Annotated in this window: 21 protein-coding genes; 2 read left to right on the top strand and 19 right to left on the bottom strand. The window is 53.1% G+C overall.

The features are described from left to right. Positions 1 to 205 precede the first annotated feature (205 nt). The 19 genes from Q8N00_08285 to rpmH form a co-directional block, all read right to left on the bottom strand. Positions 206 to 628: a hypothetical protein gene (locus Q8N00_08285; protein ID MDP2382789.1), complete on the bottom strand. Its 423-nt coding sequence runs from the start codon at positions 626 to 628 to the stop codon at positions 206 to 208. 48 nt (positions 629 to 676) lie between these two features. Beyond that, complete coding sequence (locus Q8N00_08280) at positions 677 to 1,642, bottom strand: RluA family pseudouridine synthase (protein ID MDP2382788.1); 966 nt, start codon at positions 1,640 to 1,642, stop codon at positions 677 to 679. Positions 1,643 to 1,778: 136 nt separating this feature from the next. Continuing rightward, on the bottom strand, positions 1,779 to 2,198 hold the full coding sequence (locus Q8N00_08275; GenBank protein MDP2382787.1) for a F0F1 ATP synthase subunit epsilon: 420 nt from the start codon (positions 2,196 to 2,198) through the stop codon (positions 1,779 to 1,781). Positions 2,199 to 2,326: 128 nt separating this feature from the next. Then, positions 2,327 to 3,769, bottom strand: coding sequence for a F0F1 ATP synthase subunit beta (gene atpD / locus Q8N00_08270; GenBank protein ID MDP2382786.1), 1,443 nt, complete (start codon positions 3,767 to 3,769; stop codon positions 2,327 to 2,329). A 27-nt stretch (positions 3,770 to 3,796) separates the two neighbouring features. Next, positions 3,797 to 4,675 carry an ATP synthase F1 subunit gamma gene (gene atpG / locus Q8N00_08265; protein ID MDP2382785.1) on the bottom strand — a complete coding sequence of 293 codons (879 nt, stop codon included), beginning with the start codon at positions 4,673 to 4,675 and terminating at the stop codon, positions 3,797 to 3,799. Positions 4,676 to 4,705: 30 nt separating this feature from the next. Then, complete coding sequence (gene atpA / locus Q8N00_08260) at positions 4,706 to 6,223, bottom strand: F0F1 ATP synthase subunit alpha (protein MDP2382784.1); 1,518 nt, start codon at positions 6,221 to 6,223, stop codon at positions 4,706 to 4,708. Positions 6,224 to 6,225: 2 nt separating this feature from the next. Beyond that, a complete protein-coding gene (gene atpH, locus Q8N00_08255; GenBank protein ID MDP2382783.1) occupies positions 6,226 to 6,765 on the bottom strand; it encodes an ATP synthase F1 subunit delta in 540 nt (179 codons plus the stop codon). A gap of 127 nt (positions 6,766 to 6,892) precedes the next feature. After that, on the bottom strand, positions 6,893 to 7,975 hold the full coding sequence (mnmA, locus tag Q8N00_08250) for a tRNA 2-thiouridine(34) synthase MnmA (GenBank protein MDP2382782.1): 1,083 nt from the start codon (positions 7,973 to 7,975) through the stop codon (positions 6,893 to 6,895). A gap of 56 nt (positions 7,976 to 8,031) precedes the next feature. Further along, the gene (locus Q8N00_08245) at positions 8,032 to 8,460 is read right to left on the bottom strand and encodes a polymer-forming cytoskeletal protein (GenBank protein ID MDP2382781.1); all 429 of its coding nucleotides are present in this window, start codon (positions 8,458 to 8,460) and stop codon (positions 8,032 to 8,034) included. An 83-nt stretch (positions 8,461 to 8,543) separates the two neighbouring features. Beyond that, complete coding sequence (locus Q8N00_08240) at positions 8,544 to 9,038, bottom strand: polymer-forming cytoskeletal protein (GenBank protein MDP2382780.1); 495 nt, start codon at positions 9,036 to 9,038, stop codon at positions 8,544 to 8,546. A gap of 158 nt (positions 9,039 to 9,196) precedes the next feature. Further along, positions 9,197 to 10,045 (bottom strand): ParB/RepB/Spo0J family partition protein, encoded by an 849-nt coding sequence (locus Q8N00_08235; protein MDP2382779.1) that lies wholly within the window; start codon positions 10,043 to 10,045, stop codon positions 9,197 to 9,199. Then, entirely contained in the window at positions 10,023 to 10,799 is a 777-nt protein-coding gene (locus tag Q8N00_08230) for an AAA family ATPase (protein ID MDP2382778.1), read from the bottom strand. Before Q8N00_08230 ends, Q8N00_08235 begins: the two co-directional genes overlap by 23 nt. Before the next feature lie 81 nt (positions 10,800 to 10,880). Then, positions 10,881 to 11,528, bottom strand: a complete 648-nt coding sequence (gene rsmG, locus Q8N00_08225; GenBank protein ID MDP2382777.1) for a 16S rRNA (guanine(527)-N(7))-methyltransferase RsmG — start codon at positions 11,526 to 11,528, stop codon at positions 10,881 to 10,883. Between the two features lie 75 nt (positions 11,529 to 11,603). Then, complete coding sequence (mnmG, locus tag Q8N00_08220; protein MDP2382776.1) at positions 11,604 to 13,502, bottom strand: tRNA uridine-5-carboxymethylaminomethyl(34) synthesis enzyme MnmG; 1,899 nt, start codon at positions 13,500 to 13,502, stop codon at positions 11,604 to 11,606. Positions 13,503 to 13,515: 13 nt separating this feature from the next. Beyond that, positions 13,516 to 14,943, bottom strand: coding sequence for a tRNA uridine-5-carboxymethylaminomethyl(34) synthesis GTPase MnmE (mnmE, locus tag Q8N00_08215; GenBank protein ID MDP2382775.1), 1,428 nt, complete (start codon positions 14,941 to 14,943; stop codon positions 13,516 to 13,518). A gap of 80 nt (positions 14,944 to 15,023) precedes the next feature. After that, positions 15,024 to 16,721, bottom strand: a complete 1,698-nt coding sequence (gene yidC / locus Q8N00_08210) for a membrane protein insertase YidC (GenBank protein MDP2382774.1) — start codon at positions 16,719 to 16,721, stop codon at positions 15,024 to 15,026. Between the two features lie 37 nt (positions 16,722 to 16,758). Beyond that, positions 16,759 to 16,980, bottom strand: a complete 222-nt coding sequence (yidD, locus tag Q8N00_08205) for a membrane protein insertion efficiency factor YidD (protein ID MDP2382773.1) — start codon at positions 16,978 to 16,980, stop codon at positions 16,759 to 16,761. Further along, on the bottom strand, positions 16,970 to 17,332 hold the full coding sequence (rnpA, locus tag Q8N00_08200; protein ID MDP2382772.1) for a ribonuclease P protein component: 363 nt from the start codon (positions 17,330 to 17,332) through the stop codon (positions 16,970 to 16,972). Before rnpA ends, yidD begins: the two co-directional genes overlap by 11 nt. Positions 17,333 to 17,501: 169 nt before the next feature. After that, a complete protein-coding gene (rpmH, locus tag Q8N00_08195) occupies positions 17,502 to 17,639 on the bottom strand; it encodes a 50S ribosomal protein L34 (GenBank protein MDP2382771.1) in 138 nt (45 codons plus the stop codon). A 427-nt stretch (positions 17,640 to 18,066) separates the two neighbouring features. Here rpmH and Q8N00_08190 point away from each other — a divergent pair, with 427 nt between their 5' ends. Both Q8N00_08190 and Q8N00_08185 read left to right on the top strand, forming a co-directional pair. Then, positions 18,067 to 18,684, top strand: a complete 618-nt coding sequence (locus tag Q8N00_08190) for a DUF4398 domain-containing protein (protein MDP2382770.1) — start codon at positions 18,067 to 18,069, stop codon at positions 18,682 to 18,684. 15 nt (positions 18,685 to 18,699) lie between these two features. Beyond that, positions 18,700 to 19,848, top strand: coding sequence for a L,D-transpeptidase (locus Q8N00_08185; GenBank protein MDP2382769.1), 1,149 nt, complete (start codon positions 18,700 to 18,702; stop codon positions 19,846 to 19,848). Positions 19,849 to 19,857: the final 9 nt, after the last annotated feature.

The raw sequence follows: 19,857 nt of genomic DNA, 5'->3' as shown, positions 1-19,857 counted from the left end.
AATACGAACTCCTCGATGAGACGACGGTGCGAGCCAAATGTCCGCATTGTGGGTCGAGCGTTCGTTTCTCCCTCGTTTCGCAGGGAGCCAATGCGGCTGGCCCAAAAATGGGCCACTGACTATAGTGCTATCAGCATACAGCAATCAGCTCTCAGCCTTTGGATGTTCACTCCAGAAGCTGACAGCTGAGTGCTTCACGGCTCAATTACATCCCTCGCCCTGCGCCGTCTAACTCGGGCTTGTTGCCTGGAAGAATCTTGTTCAGCACCGAGCGATATTCGCCGGTTCGCTTTTCGTCGATTCGTCCAATCTCGATTTCTTTATCTCGTTGCATCCGATCAAGATGGTCGAGCACCGTCAAGAGTGGTTGGACGGAGCCGAGTAATCGACCGACTTCGAAGGCCTCCAGCGATTCTACGAATAAATCGTTCAATCCTTTGTAGGCAGTTCCAGAGCTCTGATTACGAAAGCGAGAGACGATTTCTTCATATTCCTCAACGGCTTCAAACTTAGGTTTGACACCGGTCGGCACTGCCGACAAATGCACAATCGGTGGCAGCTTGGCGGCATATACTTTCAACTGAGCCACCAATCCACCTATCGCGTCGAGCACATCGGCTGTTTGCATGAGACCATCCTTCGCGGGAGCATTGCATACGCCAAGTTAAGAGGCCTGTCAAGATTTCTTAGCACCCAGAGGAGGCGTGAGCGCTTCGAGTGCCTGCACTACCTGCTCCATATCGGTGGGAAATGGCTTTGTATATTCCTGGAATTCTCCCGTAGTGGGATGCCGGAACCCCAGGGTCCTGGCATGCAACATGACACGGGGAATCTCAACGCCCTCGACTTCGCAGACCTTCTTTCCCCCATAGGTCTGATCTCCCAGTATCGGATGGCCCAGAGAGGTGAGATGGACACGGAGTTGATGGGTCCTGCCTGTGCGCGGGTACAAGAGCACATGAGCGGCCAGTTTGCCGAATCGGTGGTCGACCTTGTATTCCGTCACGGACTCCTTGGGTCTCGCCGTGTGGGCTGAGAACTTTTTCCGCTCCTTTTTATCCCGACCGATGGCCAATTCGATCAAGCCATGTCCTTTTTTCGGTATGCCCGTGATCAGTGCCTCGTATACTCGCGTGATCGTATGTAGTTTGAATTGAGCGGAAAGGGCGCGGTGGGCCTGGTCTGTCTTGGCGATGATCATGACCCCAGACGTATCTTTGTCCAGGCGATGGACCAGACCGGGCCGCTCTTTCCCTCCGATTGTCGAGACCGTACCGCCGGAGGTTTGAAAGTGGTGGAGGAGGGCATTCACCAATGTGCCTGCCCAATGCCCGGGCGCAGGATGGACGACGAGGCCTGATGGTTTATTCAAGAGCAACAGCACATCGTCCTCGTAGAGGATTTCCAGAGGGATTGCTTCACCTTTGAGTTCCAGCGGCTCTGCTTTTGGAATGTCGAAAGCGATGTTGTCGCCTGGCTTGATCTTTTGGCTTGGTTTGACGACCTGACCGTTGATCCGCACCCGGCCTTGACCGATTAATCGTTGCAAGGCGGATCGCGATAAATTCGGCTCACGATTGACCAGGAAGACATCCAACCGTTTGGGTTGCTCGCCGGTCGTTACAACAAATTCTGTCACCATTGAACGAATTGACCTCACCAGTAGGTTCAGGCCACGCTACTGTGCGCGAGGCGAAATTGCAATCTGGAGGCTTACCGGACTGGTTGCTCCAAGAGGCGTGGGAGAGGAGTATGTCTGAACGATGTGGAGCGGAAACTTATGCGTGAACCTTGCGGGCACGGTCGGCGATCTTTTTGCGGAGTCTGGCTTTTTCGAGACTGATTTCTGCTTCTTTCACTTCGGAGGGCAGCCCGCCAGCCTTAAGCTGCTGTTCGGCCTTCACGAAGGCCTCCTGAGCCCGCTCGACGTCAATGTCTTCTGCCTTTTCAGCGATCTCGGCCATGATGGTGACTTTGGTCGGTGTGACTTCTGCGAAACCCCAAAGAATCGCCATATGGGTGGTCTGCTCTCCAACGCGATAGCGAAGCTCACCGATGCGTAAGGTCGTAAGAAAATGACAATGTCCTGGCAATACGCCGAATTCACCCTCTGAACCTGGTGCGATGACTTCATCCACCTGCTGGCTCAAGAGCAGCTTCTCCGGTGTCACCACTTCTAATAGAATCTTCCCTGCCATGTTCCCTATTTCCTTACTTCCACTCAAAAAGCGGGAGGATCGATGCGTCCTCTACTGCGCGCGTCCAACGAGGGTCTTCCGAGACCGCGCGTTGCGCGAGCAAGGAGGGCGCTCGATTCGCCTGCTGGCTATACCTTGATTCCCATTTTCTCTGCCTTTGCGATCACTTCCTCGATCGGGCCGACCATGTAGAAGGCCTGCTCCGGGAGGTGGTCGTATTTGCCAGCGAGAATTTCCTTGAAGCTTCGCACGGTGTCTTTGAGCTTCACATACTTGCCTGGTGAACCGGTAAAGGCTTCCGCCACGTGAAATGGCTGGGACAAAAAGCGCTGAATCTTCCGCGCCCTGGCCACCGCCATTTTGTCGTCTTCCGACAGTTCGTCCATACCGAGAATGGCAATAATGTCTTGAAGATCTTTGTACCGCTGCAACACGGACTGGACTCCTCGTGCGACTTTATAGTGTTCGTCGCCGATGACTTGCGGGTCGAGAATCCGCGAGGTGGAGTCAAGCGGATCGACGGCTGGGTAGATCCCCAACTCAGCCAGTTGCCGTGACAACACGGTGGTGGCATCCAAGTGGGCGAACGCCGTGGCCGGCGCCGGGTCGGTTAGATCGTCTGCCGGCACGTAGATGGCTTGCACGGATGTAATCGAACCACGCTTGGTCGAGGTAATGCGTTCTTGTAGTTGTCCCATCTCGGTCGAGAGGGTCGGCTGATAACCGACGGCGGATGGCATACGGCCGAGCAAGGCAGACACTTCCGAACCGGCTTGGGTAAACCGGAAGATATTGTCCACGAAGAGCAACACGTCCTGGTTCTCTTCATCGCGGAAATATTCTGCGACGGAGAGTCCGGTCAAAGCGACGCGTAGACGGGCTCCAGGCGGCTCGTTCATCTGGCCATAGACCAGCGCGACTTTCGATTTGCTGAAGTCCTTTGGATCGATGACCTTCGACTCCTGCATTTCGTGCCAGAGGTCGTTGCCTTCACGGGTCCGTTCACCGACGCCGGCGAACACTGAGTATCCACCATGGTGCAAGGCGATGTTGTTGATGAGCTCCATGATGATGACGGTCTTGCCGACTCCGGCGCCGCCGAAGAGGCCGACTTTGCCGCCTTTGCTGTAGGGCTCCAGAAGATCGATAACCTTGATGCCGGTTTCGAGGACTTCGGTCTTGGTGTCTTGATCTTCGAGCCTTGGCGCAGGGCGGTGAATAGGGTAGGTCTTGGTCGTTTTGATCGGGCCCATCTCGTCGACCGGCTCGCCCAGCACATTCATCAATCGACCCAATGTTTCGCGGCCAACCGGTACAGAGATCGGTGCGCCAGTATCATGGACATCCATTCCGCGCGTCAAACCGTCGGTCGTGGACATCGCGATCCCGCGCACACGGTTTTCACCGAGATGCAGCGCGACTTCAAGTGTGATGCTGACAGCGGGGGTGCCGGCGGCTTTATTCTCTTCCTGAATCACTTTGATGGCGTTGTAGAGGCTCGGCAGTTTTCCGGGAGGAAACTCCACGTCCACGACTGGTCCGATGACCTGAATGACTTTTCCAATGCTCACGGCTCACTCCTTCTTCAACGTGGCGGACTATTTCAGCGCTTCGGCACCGCCGACGATGTCCATCAATTCTTTGGTAATGGCGGTCTGACGGGTCTTGTTATAATGCAAGGTTACTTTCTTGATCAACTGGCCTGCGTTCCTGGTCGCACCGTCCATCGCCGCCATACGGGCGCCATGCTCCGCCGCGGCAGATTCCAAGAGGATACGAAATGTTTGTATCTGGAAATGTTTTGGAATAAAAACGTTCAACAGCTCGGCCTCATCCGGCTCGTAGAAATAACTGCCGCCGGTCGTGCCTTCCGCTTGTGCCGTTCCAAACTCGGCTGCGGTATCGACTGGAAATAGTTTTTCTACGATCACGCGCTGCTGAATGGCCGATTTAAATTCGTTATAGACGATGTAGAGTTCGTCGAACGTACCCTTGACGAAGTGGTCGGTGAGGTCGCCGCCGATGTCGATGGCATGTTCGAACGTGAGCTTATCGAAGATGCCGGTCCATTCCTGCCGAATTGGCCAGGTACGACGGCGGAAATAGTCGCGGCCCTTGCGTCCGACGATGCTTAAATTTACTTGCAACCCTCGGGCTTCACATTCCCGTACAAACTCGGAAGTCTTCCGCGCAATATTGCCGTTGAAGCCGCCGCACAATCCGCGGTCACTCGTGATGACGAGTACTTCGACCTTCTTGCCTTCACGCTTTTGCAGTAGGGGATGGGAGGATCGATTCACACGTTGGCTCAAGTTGCTGACCACGGCCCTCATCTTCAGCGCATAGGGCCGCGCCGCCAAGATGCGATCCTGCGAACGTTTCAGCTTCGCCGCGGCCACCATTTTCATGGCCTTCGTAATCTTTTGCGTATTTTTAAACGCCGCAATTTTACGGCGCAGACTCTGTAAACTCGGCATGGTCTAGATCTCTTCTCTATCTGCCAGCAGCTACTTAGCGCCGTATCCCATCTTCTGTTTAAAGGTCGAGATAATCTCTTTCAGTCTGGCGCCAACCTTATCGTCGATTTTCCCGATGCTCGCGAGCTCCTTTTTCAGCTCCGCATGATTCTGCTGCACGTAATGCAGGAGGTCGGCCTCGAATTGCTGGACTTTGTCGACAGCGACATCGTCCAAATAACCGTTGACGCCGGCATAGATGGAGAGAACCTGGTCGGCAACGGGCATCGGCTTGTATTGTCCCTGTTTCAGCAATTCGACCATGCGCACACCGCGAGCGAGCTGCATCTGAGTCGCTTTATCGAGTTCGCTGCCGAACTGTGAAAAGGCAGCCATTTCACGATACTGGGCCAAGTCGAGCCGAAGGGTACCAGCCACCTGCTTCATGGTCTTGATTTGGGCCGAACCTCCGACGCGTGAGACCGACAGACCGACGTTAATGGCCGGTCGGATACCGGAGTAGAACAGATCGCTCCCGAGATAGATCTGGCCATCGGTGATCGAGATGACGTTGGTTGGAATGTACGCGGACACGTCACCGGCTTGTGTTTCAATAATGGGCAAGGCCGTGAGGCTTCCTCCCCCGAGTTTATCGCTGAGCTTGGCTGCGCGCTCCAAGAGTCGGGAGTGGAGATAAAACACGTCGCCCGGATAGGCCTCGCGTCCCGGCGGACGACGGAGCAACAGGGACAACTGACGATAGGCGACAGCATGTTTAGAGAGGTCGTCGTAGACGATCAAAGCATGCTTACCGTTATCTCGGAAATATTCGCCGATGGCTGCTCCCGAGAACGGCGCCAGGTATTGCATCGGGGCTGCGTCGCTCGCGGTGGCTGCCACGACGATGGTGTATTCCATAGCGTGGTTCTCTTCGAGCGTCTTGACGACGCGTGCCACGGTGGAGCGCTTCTGTCCGATGGCGACATAGATGCAAAATACGTTGAGGCCCTTTTGATTGATGATCGTATCGACGGCAATGGCGGTTTTGCCGGTTTGCCGGTCGCCGATGATCAATTCACGCTGACCACGGCCGATGGGGATCATGGCGTCGATGGCCTTGATGCCGGTTTGCAAAGGTTCGCGCACGGACTGACGTGTATTCACGCCGGGGGCCACCACTTCGATGCGGGACGAGAGTGTGGAGTTGATGGGACCTTTTCCGTCGATAGGCTGGCCGATTGCGTTGACCACACGACCGATCAAGGCTTCACCGACTGGAACCTCTGCAATACGTCCAGTTCGCTTGACCGGATCGCCTTCCTTCACGCCGACATCATCGCCCATCAGCACGGCGCCCACGTTATCCTCTTCTAGGTTCAGCGCAATGCCGTAGAGGCCGCCTGGGAATTCAAGCATTTCTCCGGCCATCGCACCGTCGAGACCGTAGACCTTGGCGATTCCGTCTCCGACCTGGATGACTGAGCCGGTCTCTTTGACGTCGACCTGTTTGTCGAAGCCTTTGATTTTTTCTTTGATGATCGAACTGATTTCATCTGCCTTGATCTGCATGGCTACTCCTTAGTCAACAAACTCTGCATCGCTTGTAACCGCCCACGGACGGTGCTATCGACCACCGTGCTGCCGAGTTGAATCTGAACGCCGGCGAGATGGCGGGCATCCGTGTGAAAGGTCACGTCAACCTGACGTTTGAGCATCTCGCGCAAGCGAGAGCTGATTCGATCTTGTTCGGCTGGGGGTAACGCCGCCGCCGAAGACACGGTAATTTGTTGAGTGCCTTTTGACGCATCAGCTAGTTTCGCAAAGGCCTCAGCAATTTCCGGAAGAAAGCCGACACGATTCTTTTTTACGAGCTGTGCGAGAAATGTTCTTCCGACTGGAGGGCATCCGAGACGTGTGCCGAGCTCTGCGAGAACGGCGATTTTTCCTTCGGCACCAAACGTCGGCGAGGCCACGACATGGCGCAGCGAGACGGAGTCTTTGATCGCCTCACCTAATCCCGTTAAGGCTGCGCGGGTGGACTCAATGGTGGATGCGTCGAGGAGCTCGAAGAGTGCCTGTGCATAACGTCGGGCAACTGCTGTCTTGATCACTATGCTGATCCGTTCGTTCTTCTTTTTGACAAAAGGAAAGCCTTCGTGCGTCTGCACGAAAAGAGGCGCGCCAAGTTAGCATTGGCGGATGAGGGCTGTCAATACAGAGGGTCTGGCCGTGTAGTGACTAGACTGATTGGATGATTCCGCCACCGATGACCCGATCGTTTCGATAGAACACAGCAGACTGACCAGGACTCAACGCCCGCTGGGGCTCACGGAAATGAATTCGAAGGGTGCCCTCCGATAGTGACTGGACGGTTGCGTTAGCGGCAGGCGTGGCATACCGCACTTTCACCTCTACCTCTGTGGTGCCTGTGAGTAAGGACGGATCGAAGAGGTTCAAATCCCCGATATCACAGTGGCTGCGACGCAAAGACTCTTCCGTCCCAAGCACGACCGTATTCGTGGCTGGCTGTACCTGCTGAACGTAGAGTCTGCGGCCGGTCGCAATACCGAGGCCTCGTCGTTGGCCAGGCGTATAGAAGGCAATCCCTTCGTGATCTCCTAAGTACTGACCTGTCTCATCGACGAATGACCCTGGCTTCTTGGCCTTTGGGGCTTCTTTCTCAATGAAGGTTCGATAATCGCCGTGACTGACAAAACAAATTTCCTGACTTTCTTTCAATTCATCCGCAGGAAGGCCTAGGGCTTCTGCTTCCTGCCAGACTTCTGTTTTTTGCATGGCTCCTACTGGAAAGAGCAGGCGTGAAAGCCATGATTGGCGCAGTCGATAGAGAAAATAGCTTTGATCTTTTTTGAGGTCGGCCGCTCGCTGAAGTGTTGGTAGTCCTTCGGACTCGCCAATGCGGACATAGTGGCCTGTGGCGACATAGTTGATTCCGCGTGCGTCGGCAAGTTCGATGAGTCCCCTCAGTTTGACTCGCTCATTGCAACGGACACAGGGATTGGGGGTGGTACCGTCGAGATAGCCGGCCAGAAAGTCGTCGATCACCCCAGTGCGAAAGGTTTGTTTGGTGTCGACCACTTCATGTGGAACTTTCAATGTCTGCGCGACGTATCGGGCAATGCCGACCTTACAGCATCCACGCTCTTCCCATTTCTTGGACGCCGCGACGGTGTCATCTTCATGTTCCCAGACTTGTAGTGTGACGCCATGGACGTCGTAGCCCTGGCGAACCAGAAGCGCTGCCGCCACAGAGCTATCCACTCCACCGCTCATGCCGAGAAGAACTGTAGGACGAGTCATAATGTGGCTATTGTACTGAAGTCGAGTGCGAAAGGGCTAGAGGGAGGGAACCGCCACTAATGTGCAGCGGCTGCGGCAGGGCTGTGAGGCGTTCTGACTGAAATGGCACGTTCTTCGTTCCAGAGATGAGCGCCCATATCGCACATGCCATGGAAATGGGAGCCTTCTTGAATCGCAATGACGGGGGTTCGAATATCACCGATGAGCGTGCCGGGCTTTAAAATCTCGATCTTCTCAGTGGCCGTGATGACCCCATTGATCTTGCCACTATTCATGAGCACGCCGACCGATATGATGCCCTTGATCACGGCATGCTCTCCGACGATTAACGTCCCGGTTGTATGGATTTCCCCTTCGACGCGACCATCTACCCGTACGGTTCCATCAAAACTGACGATCCCCTTAAAGTCCACTCCTTTACCCAGGAGTGTGAAATTCTCGTTATCTGATTCCGACTGCTGGCTTCGCTCTTTCATTGCCCACATAATGGCCTCCTCCGACTCTTTCACTGCGCGCACAGCTGGTCGCGTCCATATTTGTAAAATATACTTACGTATTAATTAATGATTTAGCCGTTGCTGCGTTTGATGTCTGGTTGCGCGATGACCCCAACCGGCCGCAAGGGGGCTTCCCGTGGAAGCTCACGCACGGTGTGAGCCATCTCGAGATCACCATTGAATAACACGCCGTCTTCCATTGAAAGGACAGGCGTCTTTACGCTGCCGCTCACCACCGCCGGGGCGCGAAGCTTTACGCGTTCTTTCGCCACAATATTACCGGTTATTTTCCCTTTACATACGACCGTTCCAGCCGTGATTTTTGCCTGGATGACGGCATCCTCACCCACCAAGAGTATGCCCTCTGTGTGAATTTCCCCGTCGAGATATCCGTCTATTCTGACGGTTCCGCTATACGAGATGGTGCCTTTAAACTCGACGCCTTTCCCGACGAAGGCGATAATGCCCTCCGTATTTTCGGCCGCCAGTCCAGTAGCTATGTCGCTGGTCTCTTCACGATCTGGTTCGGTCTCGCTCGTTTCCGGCTGTTTCTCCTGACCCCACATGAGTACGCCTCCTCGAGTTCATCACATTAACTTCGTCGCGACTGGTGACGCAGTTATGGTTAAGTAGGTTATGAAGGAAGGGTTCAGTCACGCATTGAGCATGAGCAATAAATATGCCTCATGCTCTCGCGAGTTTACGAGTCAGAAAAACAGATGTGCTAATTCAGAAGTGCTTCAAGAATCCCGTCGAGCTCAGGGGGAGAGAAGTAGTGAATGACAATTTTTCCGCCACGTCTTCCTTTTTGAATCGTGACTTTGGTCCCAAATCTTTTTTGTAAACGCTCTTCAACATCAGTCCATGGTGTTCGGCGTAAGTCTTTTGTCACTCGTTTTTTTGCAACCGGTGATGATTCTACGAGTTTTTCAGTCTCTCTCACTGAGAGGGTCCCTGAAACCACGAGCTGGGCGATCCGAAGCTGTTCACTCTGGCCAGGAAGACCAAGAATCACTTTGGCGTGACCCATGGAGAGCTGATTGGTTTCAATCAGCTGCTGAATCTCTAAGGGAAGATTGATAAGACGTACGACATTCGCGATTGTGGATCTTTCGCAACTGACTTGTTGGGCAATTATGTCCTGAGTCAGTCCAAATTCGTTCATCATTCGATGATAGGCTCTTGCCATTTCCATAGGATTGAGATCTGTTCGCTGAAGATTCTCTACGAGAGCAAGGACAATGGATTCTTCGTCTCCGCAGTTACGAATGACGGCTTGAATTGTTTCTATCCCCGCGTCTTTCGTTGCGCGCCACCGCCGTTCACCAGAGATGAGTTCGTAGATTCCGTCACCCTTGCGGCGCACCAAAATTGGTTGCAGCAACCCATTTTGCTTCAAGGACTCTGTAAGTTCTGCCAGCTCATGAGGTGCAAACGTTTGTCGTGGCTGATATCGATTCGGCACAATGGCATCGACACGTAATCGTTGAACCTCTGCTGATTCAGGCATCGGTGTAGCCTTGACTGAAGGCAATAGTGCATCGAGCCCCCTACCCAGCGCTTTTTTCTCCATGACTGACAAACTCCTTGGCTAAAGACAGATAGGCTTGGGATCCTGCTGATGCAACGTTATATAACATGGCCGGACGTCCGTAACTCGGAGCCTCAGCGAGTGTCACATTTCGAGGGATCACGGTTCGATAGACGGCATCTTTGAAATGCTCACGAACTTGCTCAACGACTTGGCGAGCCAACGTATTCCTCGCATCAAACATTGTCAAGACGATCCCCTCCAGATTCAGGTCAGGGTTGAATGACTGACGAACGCGTTCGATGTTACCCACCAAGCGGCTTAATCCCTCCATGGCATAGTACTCACATTGAACAGGGACTAAAACGCTACGTGCTGCGACCAGTGCATTCACTGTGAGGATCCCCAATGTCGGTGGGCAGTCGAGGAAGATAACGTCGAATAGTGGCTCAACGTCTCGCAAATAGCTTCGAAGAATCTTTTCACGTTCTTCAACGTTCACCAGTTCGACTTCTGCCCCTGACAGGTCAGCATTTGCCGGCAAAAGTGACAAACCGTTCACTTCTGTGACATGCACAGCGTCATGAAACTTTACATAATTAATCAGGCAGTTGTAGACCGTTGTCTGCAGAGAGCGTGGGTCAACACCTAGCCCGCTCGTGGCGTTTCCTTGTGGATCCATATCCACAAGTAATACGCGCTTACCGAGGAGTGCGACGCCAGCGGCAAGGTTCACGGCCGTTGTGGTCTTCCCTACTCCGCCCTTTTGATTTGCGATCGCTACAATTTTTGCCATATATCAGGGTGAGCCAAACATTATCTCAGATACATCGATCATGTTCCACGTGGAACATATCATATGGCATTGATCATATTATCAATGTGCCATCCCTATCACTGAGATGACTCTTTTCCCAGATTTCAGCGGAAGGTCTAGGGTGGTTTCACTTACAAGATGAAACTTTCCATCTAATTCTTGATGCGTGATGGGCTCTGCTCGATATAAGACAACCTTCCCATTTGAGTTGAGTACTGCGGGGAGGTGTTCTCTAATGTCATGAAATTTCAACGCCCGCACGACGACCATATCGATAGCATGGCCGAGCGTACGGTTAGCATATTGTTCGATGTTGCCATTAAACGTGGATATATCATGAAGCGTTAACAGTCCAATCATTGAGTTAAGAAATGAGCATTTTTTCTGAACGGGATCAATTAAGACTAGTCGTAAGTCAGGTCGGATAATTTTAAGAGGGATGCCAGGGAACCCTCCTCCGGACCCCACATCAAGTACAGCGCCATTTAGCGGAAACTTTGTTGAGGTTAGGGCAGCAAGTGAGTCAACGAAGTGTTTGATAATAATTTCTTTGTGATCGGTAATTGCGGTGAGATTAATAGTTTTGTTCCATGTAATGAGATGAGCGAGATAACTCATGAACTGCTTGGCCTGGCTCTCCACGATAGTCAGACCAAGCTCCCGTATGGAAGTAATTGTGAATTCGCTCAATTCTTGTTCATGTTCCACGTGGAACAATTACGTGAATCAACAGCTGAGGTCAAGACATTCCGAAACGGACGGCAAGAACTGTGTGTTTTACCGCTAGGATGAGATGTGCAGCAGACTGTTTTGGCTAGATTCTCCCCTGTATTTTTCAAGTGCGACAAGGAGGAGTGAAATCGCCGCTGGAGTGACACCTGAAATTCTTGAGGCTTGGCCAATGGAAGCAGGTCGAACTTTGTTGAGCTTTTCACGGACTTCGCGTGAAAACCCAGGAGTTCCATCATAACTAAATGCTATTGGAATGGGCTTTGACTCAAGCTTTTTGAACCGCCCGATCTGCTGGAGTTGTCGTTTAATATAGCCTGCATACTTGATTTGTAGCTCTATTTCTTCATAGGTTTCAATGTCTTGAACAGATTCAATCTCAAGTGCTTCTAGTAGAGTCTTATAATCTGCTCCCTGCCGTCGTAAGAGCTGGGCTGCGGTGCAAGGCCCGGATATTTCTTCAATTTTGGCTATTGTCAGCCGCTCACGAACAGCTTCTGTGAGCCTTGGTCGAAACTCTTCGAGGCGGATGAGTTCAGTTTCAATGGCTTTCTGCTTTACTTGAAAGCGTGCATAGATTTCATCACCAATCAATCCGACCTGCCGCCCAATATCCGTTAACCGAAGATCCGCATTTCCATGGCGGAGCAAAAGACGATATTCCGCCCTCGAAGTAAACATACGGTAGGGCTCGCGAGCATCTTTTGTAATGAGATCATCAATTAATACACCGATATAGGCCTGCGAACGGTCGAGTATAAGTGGAGGCTCCTCTTGGATTTTCAAGACAGCGTTGATTCCAGCCATCAGGCCCTGAGCGGCCGCTTCTTCATATCCTGATGTCCCATTGATCTGTCCTGCATGGTAGAGGCCAGCGATATTTTTGGTCTCCAGCGTCTGGTGTAGTTGTCGTGGTGGAAAGTAATCGTACTCGATCGCATAGCCAGGTTTGAGCATGGTGGCATGCTCTAACCCGGGAATTGTCTTCAGTATTGCAGCCTGTACATCAACCGGAAGGCTTGTGGAGATCCCATTGGGATAAAACTCAGGTGTGTCCAACCCTTCTGGTTCGATAAAGATCTGGTGCCGTTCTTTATCCGCGAAGCGTACGACTTTGTCTTCGATCGACGGACAATACCGCGGTCCTATCGACTCAATAATGCCGCTGTAGAGCGGCGACCTGTCCAGATTCTGCTGGATTAACTCATGCGTGGTGCGATTGGTGTGAGTCAAATGACAAGGGAGCTGGCGATTGTCTATCCGATCGGTCCGATATGAAAATGGCGGTGGCGGATTATCCCCTGGCTGAGGCACCATGACGGAAAAATCGATAGTCGCCCCATCCAAGCGAGGAGGTGTACCGGTTTTGAGCCGGCCTAGTTCGAACCCCAGGTCGCGCATACAATCAGACAGGTGCTCTGCGGATGCTTCTCCAGCTCGTCCTGCCGGAAAATGATTCAAGCCGATATGGATAAGACCCTTAAGGAATGTTCCTGATGTTAGGATTACGGCCTTTGCCGGAATGTGATCGCCGTGACCCGTCACCACACCTGTAATGGCGCCGGCATGCGTGAGCAAGCGATCGACTGTTCCTTCAGCGATTGTTAGGCCTGCCTGCAGGCGGAGCGTTCGCTGCATGGCGTTTCGATAGAGTTTCTTGTCGCATTGAACGCGGAGGGCCCGCACTGCCGGGCCTTTACTCGTATTGATGAATCGGAATTGAATACCCGCTTGATCGGTGTTCCGCGCCATCTCTCCGCCTAGTGCATCGATTTCCTTGACCAGATGCCCTTTGGCAATTCCCCCGATCGCAGGGTTGCACGACATTTGGGCAATGCGGTCATGATCCATCGTGAGCAGCAAGGTTTGCGCACCCATGCGCGCCGCAGCCAAAGCGGCTTCACAGCCGGCATGGCCTCCCCCCACGACAATGACGTCCACGACCTGTCCCACGTTTACCCCGCTTCTACTTGCCGATGCAGAATTGTGAAAAAATCTGTCCCAGAATTTCGTCGGTTGTAATGGCGCCGGTAATTTCCCCAAGTGCGTCTGCCGCGTTACGCACATCGATCGAGACCAGCTCCCCGGGCATCCCACATTGCACGGACTCAAGAGCCTGGCCTAAGGATTCAACCGCCCGGCGTAATGCGTCACGATGCCGTACATTTGTGACCCTGGCGGTTTCCGCCGACTCAAAGCCCTCGGATATGAGCTGAGTACGAAGGGCGGACTTCACCGTCTCAATCCCCGAACCAGTTTTTGCCGATATACGGTACGCCATATGGTCTGCGAATGCTGAGTCTATCTCCATCGTATCGGTTAGGTCCGACTTGTTTAGCACCACGATATGCTTACGATCCATGACGAGGTGTAATAGCTCTCGGTCATCGTTGGTGAGGGGTACCGTTCCATCCAGCACGACCAACAAGAGATCCGCCTCGTCTTGTGCAATCCATGTACGTTTTATGCCTTCCCGCTCAACGACATCATCCGTTTCCCGCATGCCGGCCGTATCAACCAAACGAATCATTAGTCCATCAAGATCGATGGATTCCTCAATCACGTCCCTCGTAGTACCAGGAACGGCGGTGACGATCGCCCGCTCTTCCTTTAAGAGCCGGTTTAAGAGACTGGATTTACCGACATTCGGGCGTCCAAGGATAACGACAGAGGCCCCTTCCCGCAAGATCCGCCCCTCCTGCGCCGTCGACTCCAGCTTCTGAGCGACGGCACAGGCCTGACTGACGATGCGCACGAGTTCCTCACGTTGAAGAAATGAAATATCTTCGCCCACAAAATCGATACCTGCTTCAACATGGGCTAATACCGTCAAGAGAGAGGCCCGAGTCTGTTCCACCTCCCGTGCAAGATCTCCCCGCAGATGGCGCTGTGCGATGTTCAAGCCGGCCATCGATGTTGCCCTGATGGTGTCGAGCACCGCTTCTGCTTGTGAGAGGTCTAATCGTCCATTGAGGAACGCTCGCTTTGTAAACTCGCCAGGCTCAGCCATCCTTGCACCAGACGCGACGCAGACCTTGCAGACCATCCCGAGCACCAATGCCCCGCCATGAGACTGAATTTCTACGACATCCTCTGCGGTAAAAGACCTCGGAGCTTTCATATAGACCACGAGTGCTTCGTCAAGAAGGTCTATTGCGGGCGTCCGTACCTGACCGAGTCTGAGGTCTTTCCGTTCGACTGCTGCAGGGCTCACAAGATCGGCAAGATGAAGCGTATGAGAGGAAACCGATGAGAGCGGACGACCGGAACGCAATCGAACAACTCGAGACGCTACGACGAGGGATTGAGGACCACTCAGGCGAACGATCCCTATGCCGCCTTCTCCTGCGGGAGTCGCAATGGCACAGATGGTATCCTCGAGTCCTCCCTGCATGGCGCTTTTTCACCGCGTGATCGCTCCCACTGTCGGCTGGTCGTGCGCTCTTGTGTCGCGCCCGTGGGGAGGTTGTTATGTTAGGACTTTGTCCCGCTGCTCAGCTCCGGGCCCGTCGTAATGAGAGTCTTGTTGCGAAATAAAAATCGATCCGTGAATACTTGCTGGGAGATGGTCAGGACGTTGTTTGTCAGCCAATACAACACAAGACCTGCAGGAAAATTTACGAACAGAAACGTCATAAACACCGGGAGCACCAACATGATCTTCGCCTGTGTCGGATCCATCGTGGTGGGGGTAATCTTCTGTTGGATGACCATCGTCGCTCCCATGATCACCGGCAGTACATAGTAGGGATCCTGCACCGACAAATCGGTAATCCAGAGCATGAAAGGGGCTTGGCGCAAATCGATCGTCATGTAGAGGATGTTAAACAGAGCCACGAAGACAGGCATCTGTAACACCATCGGCAGGCAGCCGCCAACAGGATTTACTTTCTGGTCGCGATAGAGCTTGATCAATTCTTTGTTCAGTCGGTCTCGGTCGTCTTTAAACTTTTCTTGCACTGCAGCGACCTTGGGTTGGATCAGCTGCATCATTTTCATCGACTTATAGCTCTTGTACTGTAACGGGACAAACAACAACTTAATCGCCATCGTCAGCAGGATGATGGTGACCCCATAGTTGTAGGTGTAGTCATGGATGAATCGCAGCACATAGAAGATGGGTTTGGCGACGGATTTCACCACCGTCCAACTGCCGAAGATGAACCATCCAAAATCGATGGTATCTTCCAAGCCTACGTTTAAGGACCGAAGGGTGTCGTACTCCTTGGGGCCCGCATAGAGCTGAAGCGCGATCGAGGATCCTGCACCAGGAGCCGGCATCCGCACGCCGGCTGAGACAACCTTATCGCCTTCCTTCTTGGCCAAGGCAGAGGTCGCCTGTTTTGGCATCAATACGGAAATGAAGTACTTGTCCTGTAACGCGACCCACTGTACTGAGCCTTTCCGTTCAAGTTCCGTATCTGGAGTTTCTTTTTCAACTTTGTCGTCAACCAGTGAAGCCGATCCAATCAACCCGATGAACCCTTCGCCCCATTCCACGATGCCAAAGTTCGTCCCCAATCCCACATCGTAGGATTCAGTCACTCCTTCCAGGGCAACCGCGACATCCACGACGTAACTATCATGATGAAAGGTTAGCCGTTTCTCTACGCCGAGATGAGTGACGGGGTCGTGAAACTGCATCGTGACATGCCCGACGGGATGTGAGGCATCAAGGAGGGTGAAATCCTTGTCGATGGAATAAAGGCCTTCTCGAATCGTCTTCTCAATGTCCGCGTTCGCAACCGTGATGGAGAGAGGGCCTCTAAACTTCCCCCCTTGGTACACGAGTTGTACCGGCTTCTCTTCAGGCGCTGCGGTATGGTACCGCTTCAGTTCCCAGCTTCGAATGACGCCACCACGATTTGACAGACCGACTCGGACTAGATCTGTTTCCACCGTGACCGTCTGTTCAGATGTCGCGAGTGCCGCATCCGACGATGTCACGCCAGGCTTTTGACCTGATTGAGGTGGGACGTTCACGTCGAGCGAGGTGTTATCCTGTTCCGTCGTAGGAGTTGATTCTGTCTCGTTGGAGGACGAGGAACCCCGAGCGGAAGAACTCTGTATAGGAGGCGGCTCAGGGAGCCATCCCATCTGCTTGAGAAGCAGATCGTACCCCAAGATAATTGCTAACGACAGGACGAGAAAGATGACGACGCGTTTTTCCATGACCAATTAGTATCCGATGTGAACGATCAAGATCCTGTTACTTCACAGGGTCTATTCCTCCGGGATGAAACGGATGGCACTTCAGGAGGCGGCAGACCGCAAGCTTAAGGCCACGGAGCGGTCCGTATCGACCGATCGCCGTAGTCGCATATTCAGAACAGGTTGGATCGAAGCGGCAGGCAGGCCCCAGGAACGGCGAAACCCAATAGCGGTAACCAGCTAGCAGAGTTAGGCAACATTGGCGCACACTAGTTCTCATGGGTCCGCAGCAGCCGTTGGCGTTGGAGTGTCAACAGCCATGCTTCTTTCAATACAGCAAATGGCTGCACAATCGAATCCCGCTTTGGGAAGACCACAAGGGATTGCCCCTGAAGCAATTGACCTTGCACGTGGCGCGTGAGTTCTCGAAACAGGCGTTTGACCCGATTTCGGCTCACGGCTCCCCCGAATCGTTTCCCCACCACAATACCGACACGACTCCCACTGACATCAGTCGGGCAAATCATCATGTTAAAGAAGGCGGTCGAAATCCGACGACCGTTCTTCTTGGCATATTCGATGTCGCGGCTTCGCTTCAGGAATAGAGCCCTGTCACCTCCACCCTGTAACATCACGATCATCCTGGGACGAAGGCCACGGTGCAGAAGAATACCATTTCGAGACCAGATCTCCGGACTCGATCATGACCGCCTACCGTCATCCTGTAGCGGGAACGTCAGTGTTGGGACACGTACCGAGGGGCAAGATTCCTCGCAAAGCTGAGCTGGAGCTCTGGTCAACCTATACGGTTAAGCGGGCTCGACCCTTTGCGCGACGACGAGCAATGACTCTACGGCCATTTTTTGTGCTCATCCGTTTACGGAATCCATGCTCACGCTTTCTCTTGAGGTTCGATGGCTGCGCTGATGTAAATGACATGCGTTCACTCCTTGCCTAAGAAGACTCACAGACGAACGGGGTATTATAGAGATGGGGTTGTACCCTGTCAAACTCCTTGCGTATCAGAAACGGACAGGTTTTTAATAAAAGCATGAATGCCTGTACGCTATCTCATTAAAAGGAGGCGTTGTCATCCCGCTATGTATTCGCTAGGTACACATTATAATTGAGGCACTTTTGTTGAAGTATGGGCTAGATCGCCCCATGATTTCGCAATTGTATAACCATGTTATACACAAGTCATTGTAAGAGCTGATACTTTTAGCATCTATCTTCATGGATTCACTGGCATTACCCTTGCGAATTCAATAAGGTTCTCAGCATCTTGTATGCAAAAAGCATTGACCGCAGTCGAACGTCACATACATGCTGACTATTGGTCGGCAACTTGAGGAGGAGAAAAACCATGAATTCACGATCCACGATGGTACCAGTCCTGTGCGCCCTTCTGATACTCACGGCCTGTGCGAAGCCGCCGACGGAACAGATCGAGGCAGCAGAAAAAGCCGTGTCAGACGCGCAACAGAGTGGCGCGTCAACCTATGTCGCGGACGAATATGCCAAAGTTCAAGGCTCACTTGCCGCGCTCAAGAAAGAAGTAAGCGATCAAGACGGCAAACTCGCAATATTCCGCGACTACGGCAAAGTCGAACAGCTTGCCGTGGCAGCGAAGAGCGATGCGGAACGACTTAAAGCGGAGGCGACTAAGAAAAAGGACGAAGCCAAAGCCGCTGCACTTCAAGCGCAACAAGTTGCCCAAGAGGCCGTCGCGGCCACACTCGCGTTAGTTGCCAAAGCGCCTACGGGAAAAGATCGCGCAGCATTGGAATCCATCAAGGCCGATGCTGAGGCTCTTAAGGCATCCCTCAATCAGGTACAAATGGCCATCGACACCGCAGACTATCCGGTCGCACAAACGAAGGCGGTCGCCATTCACGAGAAGAGTCAGGCTGTCTCGCACGAAATCGAGGCAGCGCTTGCCAAGATCGGAAAAGGAAAACCCGCGGCGGCGAAGAAGAAATAGGATAGACTGATCATAATGCCTGGTTACGGTCTACGAGTAACATCGATCGTCTTGGGGTGGGGAGCACTGGCATTAGCCGGTTCGCTTCCCGGCTGCGTAGAGGCTGTGCCCCAAGACGCGATCGAGGCGGTCGAAAATATTGATCGAGACTTAATGCAACTACGGGCGGCTGAGTTTTCGCCCAACGACTATGCTCAGTTTGCGCACCAATGGATGGCGCTAAAAAGTCGGGTTCAGGCCGACGAAGATCTGATCCGATGGCCTTGGGAGCCCAATGACTTAGAAATCGCTCTTCGTCAGCTACAAAAAGAAGGGGCCCACACGGTTACTCGCCTCACAAAAGAGCGCGAAACATTGCGCCATTCAGCTGAAAACAAAATAGCGCAGGTTGAGGACCGGTCACGGATGATCACCCTGCAGGTCAGCGGCATTGATAGCCGGCTCGTTCTGGGACAAAAACCTGTCGAAACCGATCTGCTCATGAAACAGGCCCATGCCTTCTATGCGCAAGGGCAATACGATCGCTCCCTGGACGCAGCGGACCGGGCTGCGCAGAATTTGGCTGCCCAAGCAGTCTTGTTGAGTCATGAATTAGGGCGATATGCCAATCGGGATCAAATCGTTGGCTGGCAGCAGATGGCCAAGGACACCATCACCTGGTCACGCATCCATCGAGCCTCGGCTATTGTGGTGAACAAGGCCGATCGAGTCTTGACCCTCTATAGAAACGGGCAAAAAATGGTATCCTATCCCGTCCGCCTTGGATTTAATGGCATTCGAGAGAAACGATACCAGGGCGACGGTGCTACCCCGGAAGGCCGGTATCGGGTCAGCAATAAGCGCGGACAGGGGCAGACTCAGTTTTATCGTGCCTTGGTGCTCGACTATCCCAACGAAGAGGATCGACGCCGTTACCGGATCGAACAGAAGACGGGACAGATCCCGGCATCGCGAGCGATCGGGGGGCAAATCGAAATCCACGGAGTCGAGAACGAATTGATGGCCCAAACTCTGGGGTGCGTCATGCTCGACAATCCGCAGATGGTCCTCCTCTTTGATCGGGTCGAGAAGGGAACGCCGGTGACTATCGTCGGAGCCTTACATGAGCAGAACTCTGTGGCACAAACCTTAGAGATACTCGGTGTGCAAAGAAAAGAAACCTGAGGCGGATCC

The organism is Nitrospirota bacterium, from assembly GCA_030684575.1.
Taxonomy (GTDB): Bacteria; Nitrospirota; Nitrospiria; order Nitrospirales; family Nitrospiraceae; genus Palsa-1315.
The sequence above is the reverse complement of the archived record's forward strand: the minus strand, read 5'-3'. Positions and strand labels throughout refer to the sequence as shown.

What these genes read in the sequence shown, in the direction of transcription:
- Q8N00_08275 (MDP2382787.1), bottom strand. Translation starts at nt 2,198, where the DNA reads ATGGCAGGGAAGATTCTATTAGAAGTGGTGACACCGGAGAAGCTGCTC.
- Q8N00_08235 (MDP2382779.1), bottom strand. Translation starts at nt 10,045, where the DNA reads ATGGAGAAAAAAGCGCTGGGTAGGGGGCTCGATGCACTATTGCCTTCA.
- Q8N00_08285 (MDP2382789.1), bottom strand. Translation starts at nt 628, where the DNA reads ATGCAAACAGCCGATGTGCTCGACGCGATAGGTGGATTGGTGGCTCAG.
- Q8N00_08240 (MDP2382780.1), bottom strand. Translation starts at nt 9,038, where the DNA reads ATGTGGGGTCAGGAGAAACAGCCGGAAACGAGCGAGACCGAACCAGAT.
- atpG (MDP2382785.1), bottom strand. Translation starts at nt 4,675, where the DNA reads ATGCCGAGTTTACAGAGTCTGCGCCGTAAAATTGCGGCGTTTAAAAAT.
- rnpA (MDP2382772.1), bottom strand. Translation starts at nt 17,332, where the DNA reads ATGTTACAGGGTGGAGGTGACAGGGCTCTATTCCTGAAGCGAAGCCGC.
- mnmE (MDP2382775.1), bottom strand. Translation starts at nt 14,943, where the DNA reads ATGCAGGGAGGACTCGAGGATACCATCTGTGCCATTGCGACTCCCGCA.
- Q8N00_08185 (MDP2382769.1), top strand. Translation starts at nt 18,700, where the DNA reads ATGCCTGGTTACGGTCTACGAGTAACATCGATCGTCTTGGGGTGGGGA.
- mnmA (MDP2382782.1), bottom strand. Translation starts at nt 7,975, where the DNA reads ATGACTCGTCCTACAGTTCTTCTCGGCATGAGCGGTGGAGTGGATAGC.
- yidC (MDP2382774.1), bottom strand. Translation starts at nt 16,721, where the DNA reads ATGGAAAAACGCGTCGTCATCTTTCTCGTCCTGTCGTTAGCAATTATC.
- atpA (MDP2382784.1), bottom strand. Translation starts at nt 6,223, where the DNA reads ATGCAGATCAAGGCAGATGAAATCAGTTCGATCATCAAAGAAAAAATC.
- Q8N00_08245 (MDP2382781.1), bottom strand. Translation starts at nt 8,460, where the DNA reads ATGTGGGCAATGAAAGAGCGAAGCCAGCAGTCGGAATCAGATAACGAG.
- yidD (MDP2382773.1), bottom strand. Translation starts at nt 16,980, where the DNA reads ATGAGAACTAGTGTGCGCCAATGTTGCCTAACTCTGCTAGCTGGTTAC.
- rpmH (MDP2382771.1), bottom strand. Translation starts at nt 17,639, where the DNA reads ATGTCATTTACATCAGCGCAGCCATCGAACCTCAAGAGAAAGCGTGAG.
- Q8N00_08230 (MDP2382778.1), bottom strand. Translation starts at nt 10,799, where the DNA reads ATGGCAAAAATTGTAGCGATCGCAAATCAAAAGGGCGGAGTAGGGAAG.
- Q8N00_08280 (MDP2382788.1), bottom strand. Translation starts at nt 1,642, where the DNA reads ATGGTGACAGAATTTGTTGTAACGACCGGCGAGCAACCCAAACGGTTG.
- Q8N00_08190 (MDP2382770.1), top strand. Translation starts at nt 18,067, where the DNA reads ATGAATTCACGATCCACGATGGTACCAGTCCTGTGCGCCCTTCTGATA.